This window comes from Shigella sp. FC1661, assembly GCF_001712525.1.
Classification (GTDB): domain Bacteria; phylum Pseudomonadota; class Gammaproteobacteria; order Enterobacterales; family Enterobacteriaceae; genus Escherichia; species Escherichia coli.
In genome coordinates, this window is the sequence record NZ_MDGW01000104.1 from 1 (window position 1) to 7620 (window position 7620).

7 protein-coding genes and 2 pseudogenes are annotated in these 7620 nt (G+C 45.0%); 6 read left to right on the forward strand and 3 right to left on the reverse strand.

All coding sequences use genetic code 11. The features are described 5' to 3' along the window. Together BFF42_RS07515 and hchA are read left to right on the forward strand one after the other, a co-directional pair. Positions 1-350: pseudogene (locus BFF42_RS07515) on the forward strand (IS1-like element IS1X2 family transposase); the annotation flags it as partial. 561 nt (positions 351-911) lie between these two features. Beyond that, positions 912-1763 carry a glyoxalase III HchA gene (gene hchA, locus BFF42_RS07525; protein WP_000218214.1) on the forward strand — a complete coding sequence of 284 codons (852 nt, stop codon included), beginning with the start codon at positions 912-914 and terminating at the stop codon, positions 1761-1763. Positions 1764-1870: 107 nt separating this feature from the next. Here the strand turns inward: hchA and hprS are convergent, their stop codons facing one another. Continuing rightward, positions 1871-3229 carry a two-component system sensor histidine kinase HprS gene (hprS, locus tag BFF42_RS07530; protein ID WP_000826763.1) on the reverse strand — a complete coding sequence of 453 codons (1359 nt, stop codon included), beginning with the start codon at positions 3227-3229 and terminating at the stop codon, positions 1871-1873. Beyond that, positions 3229-3900 carry a response regulator transcription factor HprR gene (hprR, locus tag BFF42_RS07535; RefSeq protein ID WP_001339045.1) on the reverse strand — a complete coding sequence of 224 codons (672 nt, stop codon included), beginning with the start codon at positions 3898-3900 and terminating at the stop codon, positions 3229-3231. Before hprR ends, hprS begins: the two co-directional genes overlap by 1 nt. Before the next feature lie 132 nt (positions 3901-4032). On the opposite strand from hprR, the gene hiuH reads away from it, so the two are divergent. The 4 genes from hiuH (at position 4033) to zinT (ending at position 7102) form a co-directional block, all read left to right on the forward strand. After that, complete coding sequence (gene hiuH / locus BFF42_RS07540) at positions 4033-4446, forward strand: hydroxyisourate hydrolase (protein WP_000920122.1); 414 nt, start codon at positions 4033-4035, stop codon at positions 4444-4446. A gap of 108 nt (positions 4447-4554) precedes the next feature. Further along, complete coding sequence (gene msrP, locus BFF42_RS07545; RefSeq protein WP_000740100.1) at positions 4555-5559, forward strand: protein-methionine-sulfoxide reductase catalytic subunit MsrP; 1005 nt, start codon at positions 4555-4557, stop codon at positions 5557-5559. Further along, entirely contained in the window at positions 5560-6195 is a 636-nt protein-coding gene (gene msrQ / locus BFF42_RS07550; protein ID WP_001240105.1) for a protein-methionine-sulfoxide reductase heme-binding subunit MsrQ, read from the forward strand. A 256-nt stretch (positions 6196-6451) separates the two neighbouring features. Then, positions 6452-7102: a metal-binding protein ZinT gene (gene zinT, locus BFF42_RS07555; protein WP_001007759.1), complete on the forward strand. Its 651-nt coding sequence runs from the start codon at positions 6452-6454 to the stop codon at positions 7100-7102. A 183-nt stretch (positions 7103-7285) separates the two neighbouring features. On the opposite strand, the pseudogene BFF42_RS07560 reads toward zinT, so the two are convergent. Further along, positions 7286-7620: pseudogene (locus tag BFF42_RS07560) on the reverse strand (IS1-like element IS1X2 family transposase); the annotation flags it as partial.

Below are 7620 nucleotides of genomic sequence, written 5' to 3' on the forward strand. Positions count from 1 at the left end.
CTAAATCACGTCAGCGCTGGCTGTTTTACGCGTATGACAGGATACGGAGGACGGTTGTGGCGCACGTCTTCGGTGAACGCACTCTGGCCACACTGGAGCGTCTTCTGAGCCTGCTGTCGGCCTTTGAGGTCGTGGTATGGATGACGGATGGCTGGCCGCTGTATGAATCACGCCTGAAGGGAAAGCTGCACGTTATCAGCAAGCGTTACACTCAGCGCATTGAGCGACATAATCTGAATCTGAGACAACATCTGGCAAGGCTGGGACGGAAGTCACTGTCGTTCTCAAAATCGGTGGAGCTGCATGACAAGGTCATCGGGCATTATCTGAACATAAAACACTATCAGTAAGTTGGAGTCATTACCTGAGTTCGTCCCTCATCGAACTCAGGCTTTTTTATTGGCATTTCATCTCCATCTGCGGCACACGCAATTGCCAAAGCATATCGATACAGCACCTTACCCTGCCCCTCCTGCCACAATAACATCTACCAGCGACTCTTCCAGCCAACACCCCAAATGCACATTCTGATGAATTACCCCGTAACAAACACGCTTCCCAAATAGAAATCTTTGCAAAAATAGTGCATGAAATAAGCTTTTTCTCTACCAATCCGCGATATAAATATTCATCAGCACCACAATATTCCACATCACTAAATCTCTCCCCACCGCCCCGCATCTCTGATAATGGTCTAAAATCATTGAGGCCACTTGCGACGACGTTGCTCAATAAGGAAAATTTGGCGTGAATAATATTCAACACCAGTGCAGCATCATCATTACATACTTACACCCGCCGACTACCGCTTTCGATATATTGACTCAATTTTCCAGCCTAGTTAAAAATAGCGACCAGCTCAGTCGCAAATATAGTGACTACCCTAACTAAGCAACAATAAGGAATACACTATGACTGTTCAAACAAGTAAAAATCCGCAGGTCGATATTGCTGAAGATAATGCGTTCTTCCCTTCAGAATATTCGCTTAGCCAATATACCAGTCCCGTCTCTGATCTTGATGGCGTGGACTATCCAAAACCGTATCGCGGTAAGCATAAAATTCTGGTGATCGCCGCGGACGAACGTTATTTGCCAACCGATAACGGAAAACTGTTCTCGACCGGTAACCATCCGATTGAAACGTTGCTGCCGTTGTATCATCTCCATGCTGCAGGTTTCGAATTCGAAGTGGCGACCATTTCCGGTCTGATGACCAAGTTTGAATACTGGGCTATGCCGCACAAAGATGAAAAAGTAATGCCATTCTTTGAGCAGCATAAATCGTTGTTCCGCAATCCGAAGAAACTCGCGGATGTTGTCGCCAGCCTCAACGCTGATAGCGAATATGCAGCAATCTTTGTTCCTGGTGGTCATGGCGCACTTATTGGTTTACCTGAAAGCCAGGACGTAGCTGCCGCTTTACAGTGGGCAATCAAAAATGACCGTTTTGTTATCTCCCTTTGCCACGGCCCGGCGGCTTTTCTGGCGCTTCGCCACGGCGATAACCCACTGAATGGTTATTCCATTTGCGCATTCCCAGACGCCGCAGACAAACAAACGCCAGAGATAGGCTATATGCCGGGTCATCTCACCTGGTACTTCGGCGAAGAGCTGAAGAAAATGGGCATGAACATTATTAATGACGACATCACCGGGCGAGTACATAAGGACCGTAAAGTTCTCACCGGCGACAGTCCTTTCGCAGCGAATGCGTTGGGTAAACTGGCGGCGCAGGAAATGCTGGCAGCTTATGCGGGTTAATCCCTGTTACGTATGAATGTAAGCGCATAATCAATCGCAGCCACGTTAATACTCACGACGTGGCTGCGTTTTTTCATGGTTGATTTATGGCGTACTGAAGCCCTATGTTAATTTCTTTGCGGTAACATAATCCGGAACACATTATGTTTATTGAGATAGTGATACGTAGCACTTCCTCCATGTAATTCGGCAATCGCTTTGACTAAAGAAAGACCAAGTCCCTGACCTACGGAATGACGCGAATTATCTCCCCGCCAAAATCTACGGAAGAGTTTTTCAGGCTCATGAATTTTCGTTCCAGGACTGGCGACATCAATATTAAGATAGCCGTTGGTATCAAGAAAACTGGTTATATGAATACGCGATTTTTCTGGTGAATATCTAATGGCATTAACAATAAGATTCGATAACATTCGTTGCAGTAAAATTTTATCCGCAAAGATTTGCTGATTGCACTCGACCTTAAAGCAAATCTCTTTCTCGTCTGAAAGGTATTCAAGATAATCCAACAAATTTTCGACTTCCTTATTGAGAGAAAGCGAGTCCAGTTTCACCAAAACATTGTTTTTATCTGCCCGGGCAAGAAACAGTATGTTCTCTGTTAACCGCGAAATATTTTCCAGCTCTTCAATGTTACCGGCAATTGTTTTTTGATATTCAGCGATACTTCTGGTTTGACTGAGCGTAACCTGATTCTGACCCAGTAATGCATTAATGGGCGTTCTAAGTTCATGAGCGAGATCGTCAGCAAATTGACTTAGGCGTTCAAAATCTTTGACTAAGGCTTGATGCATTTTATTCAACGCCTGCCCAAGAGGTTTTAGTTCTCTCGGTAATACGCTAACCTCAACAGGCTCCCGGCTATCGTTATAATTCAGCGCTTCCGTTACACCACTCAACTTTTTGATCTCTCGTAATCCCGTTCTGATTAACAGCGGACTTAATACTGAGCAAAGTACAATGGCGACAATGCAAATTATAATGCTATTAATTTTATACTGTTCAAGCATGTTATGTCTGGCTGAAGCCAATTTAGCCACAGTAACCGTTAATGATGGCGAAACTTCATCAATATTAATTCGTAAAGCATCAATCTCAGTGTCATTAATAATGCTTCTGTAAATGCCAGCTGCGCTGATTGTCTCACTAGCAGGTATGTTATTTAACATGCCATCACTGACATTTGTCCGGTTAACAATTTTATTGATACCATCACCATGAATGATCAAGATATCCTGACTAACATCCATCATCCGGTTAAAGTACACAGGTAACGTATCTGGATTTACCCCATCAATTAACAACTGCTTGATCTGCGCTGTCCGGTTAATGAGTGTTGTATCATCGCGCCATTTCAACTCACTTGCCAGGCCATTATAGAGAGTCCATACAATTCCAGCGCCAGCAACAGACAGCAGCAATATAAAAAGCAAGGTTAAACGGACGGTTATAGACAATCTTTTCATTATTTTTTTACCGCTACGAATGAATAGCCCATCCCCCGTATTGTGGCGATTAGCTTTTCAGGAAAAGGATCATCAACTTTTGCGCGGAGCCTGCGAATGGCGACATCCACCGTATTGGTATCACTATCAAAGTTGATTCCCCAAATTTCACTCGCAATAACCGTTCTGGGTATAATTTCGCCAGCTCTGGAGGCCAGTAGCCAAAGTAACTGAAACTCCTTGCGCGTCAGTGTAATACTGATATTGTCCCTGCTCACACTTTGACTTACAGAGTCCATTCTTAAGCCACTGATTTCTAATGTTGAATTCAAAGCGTGATGTTGCCTTAATTGTGCCCGAACCCTTGCCAGCAACTCAGAAAATGAAAAAGGTTTTACCAGATAATCATTTGCTCCACTGTCCAGCCCTCTGACTCTGTCATCGACAGAATCCCTTGCAGTAAGGCAAATAACAGGGGTTTGCTTTGCTGTTCTTAACGTTTGTAAGATCTGCCAGCCATCCATACCCGGAAGCATAATATCCAGAATGATCAATGCATAATCATCCTTCAGCGCAAGATAAAGCCCATCTCTGCCATCAGAAACGGCATCAATGACATAACCCGCTTCGGAAAGCCCTTGTGTTACCCATTCCTGGGTCCTTTGATTATCTTCAATAAGTAAAATCTTCATGAAAATAATATGCCATAAATCATATGTTATAGAAACAGCCTGGTTCATTACAAAATTGTAATGCTGCTGTAAGGTTACCCTGGACATTTTTTCGCTATCCTCAAAACTCATTCACATGACAAGGATATAAACATGTTAAAGCGTTATTTAGTACTCTCGGTAGCAACGGCAGCATTTTCATTACCTTCTTTGGTTTATGCCGCACAACAAAACATTCTTAGCGTGCACATTTTGAACCAGCAAATAGGAAAACCCGCTGCCGACGTGACAGTCACTCTTGAAAAGAAATCGGACAACGGCTGGTTACAACTTAATACCGCCAAAACAGATAAGGATGGACGAATTAAGGCACTGTGGCCCGAGCAAACTGCAACTACGGGCGATTACCGTGTCGTATTTAAAACCGGGGACTATTTCAAGAAACAAAATCTTGAAAGTTTCTTCCCTGAGATCCCCGTTGAATTTCATATTAATAAAGTGAACGAGCATTATCATGTGCCTTTATTACTTAGCCAATATGGGTATTCAACCTATCGTGGCAGTTAATGCATAAATATGTAAAAGCAGATCTCTGCTACTGTTAGGGAGGACACTCCCTGACAGATTAACAGTAAACGGCTCTTGCTGGCTAACGACAAAAAAGTGTGATGGCTTATGAAAAAGAATCAATTTTTAAAAGAATCAGATGTTACGGCCGAGTCGGTATTCTTTATGAAGCGTCGGCAGGTGTTAAAAGCACTGGGCATCAGTGCAGCTGCACTTTCTTTGCCTCACGCTGCGCATGCCGATCTGCTTAGCTGGTTTAAAGGGAACGATCGCCCGCCCGCCCCCGCCGGAAAACCGCTGGAGTTCAGCAAGCCTGCCGCCTGGCAAAATAACCTGCCACTGACGCCAGTAGATAAAGTCTCCGGTTATAACAACTTCTATGAATTCGGGCTGGATAAAGCCGATCCCGCCGCTAATGCTGGTAGCCTGAAAACCGATCCATGGACACTGAAAATCAGCGGCGAAGTGGCAAAACCATTGACCCTCGATCACGATGATTTAACCCGTCGCTTCCCGCTGGAAGAGCGTATTTATCGTATGCGCTGCGTGGAGGCATGGTCGATGGTGGTGCCGTGGATTGGTTTTCCGCTGCACAAATTGCTGGCGCTTGCCGAACCCACCAGCAATGCGAAGTATGTCGCTTTCGAAACAATTTATGCACCGGAACAAATGCCAGGCCAGCAGGACCGCTTTATCGGCGGCGGGCTGAAATATCCTTATGTCGAAGGATTGCGTCTCGACGAAGCAATGCATCCGCTCACACTGATGACCGTGGGTGTTTATGGCAAGGCGTTACCGCCACAAAATGGCGCGCCGGTACGACTGATTGTGCCGTGGAAATATGGCTTTAAAGGGATTAAATCGATAGTCAGTATTAAGCTGACCCGCGAGCGTCCGCCAACCACCTGGAATCTGGCAGCGCCTGACGAATACGGTTTTTACGCCAACGTTAATCCGCATGTTGATCACCCGCGCTGGTCACAGGCTACCGAACGATTTATTGGTTCAGGCGGCATCCTCGATGTTCAGCGCCAGCCAACGCTACTGTTTAATGGTTACGCCGACCAGGTGGCATCGCTGTATCGTGGCCTGGATTTGCGGGAGAATTTCTGAATGCGTCTGACAGCAAAACAGGTGACATGGCTGAAAGTTAGCCTGCATCTTGCCGGATTGTTGCCGTTTCTCTGGCTGGTCTGGGCGATCAATCACGGTGGACTGGGTGCCGATCCGGTGAAAGATATTCAGCATTTTACCGGTCGCACTGCACTGAAATTTTTGCTGGCGACCTTGTTAATCACACCTCTGGCACGCTACGCAAAACAGCCGTTATTGATACGCACTCGCCGCCTGTTAGGCTTATGGTGCTTTGCCTGGGCGACACTGCATTTAACCAGTTACGCATTGCTGGAGCTGGGCGTGAATAATCTGGCGTTATTAGGCAAGGAGTTAATTACCCGGCCTTATTTAACGTTAGGAATTATCAGCTGGGTTATTTTGCTTGCTTTAGCGTTTACTTCAACCCAGGCGATGCAGCGAAAACTCGGCAAGCACTGGCAACAGTTGCATAATTTCGTCTATCTTGTCGCGATCCTGGCCCCAATACATTATCTGTGGTCAGTGAAGATTATTTCACCGCAGCCGCTCATCTACGCTGGGCTGGCTGTACTACTTTTAGCCTTACGGTATAAGAAGTTGCGTTCCCTTTTTAACCGGTTACGCAAGCAGGTTCACAACAAATTATCTGTATAACTTCATATTGCCGACAAAGTACGCGTTATCCCTGCCGGATGCGGCGCGAGCGCCCTATCCGGCCTACGCAGATCACATCAGATTATGTTTCGTTTGTCATCAACCTCAAATTATCAATATAATTCATTTTATTTCAATAAGATAGATAAGTACACCTGAGAAAACTATGCTCTCATCTCCTAAGAGTTGTTGCATTTTGCCACATGTTACAATATAACATTACACATCATATACAATGACTCTGGAGGAAACTGTTTTGGCGATTCGTCTTCACAAACTGGCTGTTGCGTTAGGTGTCTTTATTGTTAGCGCTCCTGCCTTTTCGCATGGTCATCACTCACACGGCAAACCCTTAACAGAGGTCGAACAAAAAGCTGCTAATGGTGTTTTTGATGATGCCAATGTACAAAACCGAACGCTCAGTGACTGGGATGGAGTCTGGCAATCCGTTTATCCTTTACTGCAAAGTGGCAAACTTGACCCCGTCTTTCAGAAGAAAGCGGATGCAGATAAAACTAAAACATTTGCTGAAATTAAAGATTATTATCACAAAGGTTATGCAACAGATATCGAGATGATTGGCATTGAGGACGGCATTGTTGAATTCCATAGAAATAATGAAACAACATCCTGTAAATATGATTACGATGGATACAAAATACTCACCTATAAATCAGGCAAGAAAGGCGTTCGTTACTTATTCGAATGTAAAGATCCTGAAAGCAAAGCCCCTAAATATATACAATTTAGCGATCATATAATTGCACCACGAAAATCATCTCATTTTCACATTTTTATGGGTAATGATTCACAGCAATCTTTATTAAATGAAATGGAAAACTGGCCAACGTATTATCCATATCAGTTGAGTAGCGAAGAAGTGGTCGAGGAAATGATGTCTCATTGAGTATTCTCATGATAACGCCTCGATGCCGCTTTAGTAAGTCATCATAACTGCCACTGGTCCATCCACAAACGCCACTGAACGCAAGCTAGCTACAGACACGCTCATCACTATGACGTGTCTGTATATTAATAAGCTAACCCGCATTGAGTTAACCAATAACGGATTCCAGGTAATGACTCCAACTTACTGATAGTGTTTTATGTTCAGATAATGCCCGATGACCTTGTCATGCAGCTCCACCGATTTTGAGAACGACAGTGACTTCCGTCCCAGCCTTGCCAGATGTTGTCTCAGATTCAGATTATGTCGCTCAATGCGCTGAGTGTAACGCTTGCTGATAACGTGCAGCTTTCCCTTCAGGCGTGATTCATACAGCGGCCAGCCATCCGTCATCCATACCACGACCTCAAAGGCCGACAGCAGGCTCAGAAGACGCTCCAGTGTGGCCAGAGTGCGTTCACCGAAGACGTGCGCCACAACCGTCCTCCGTATCCTGTCATACGCGTAAAACAGCCAGC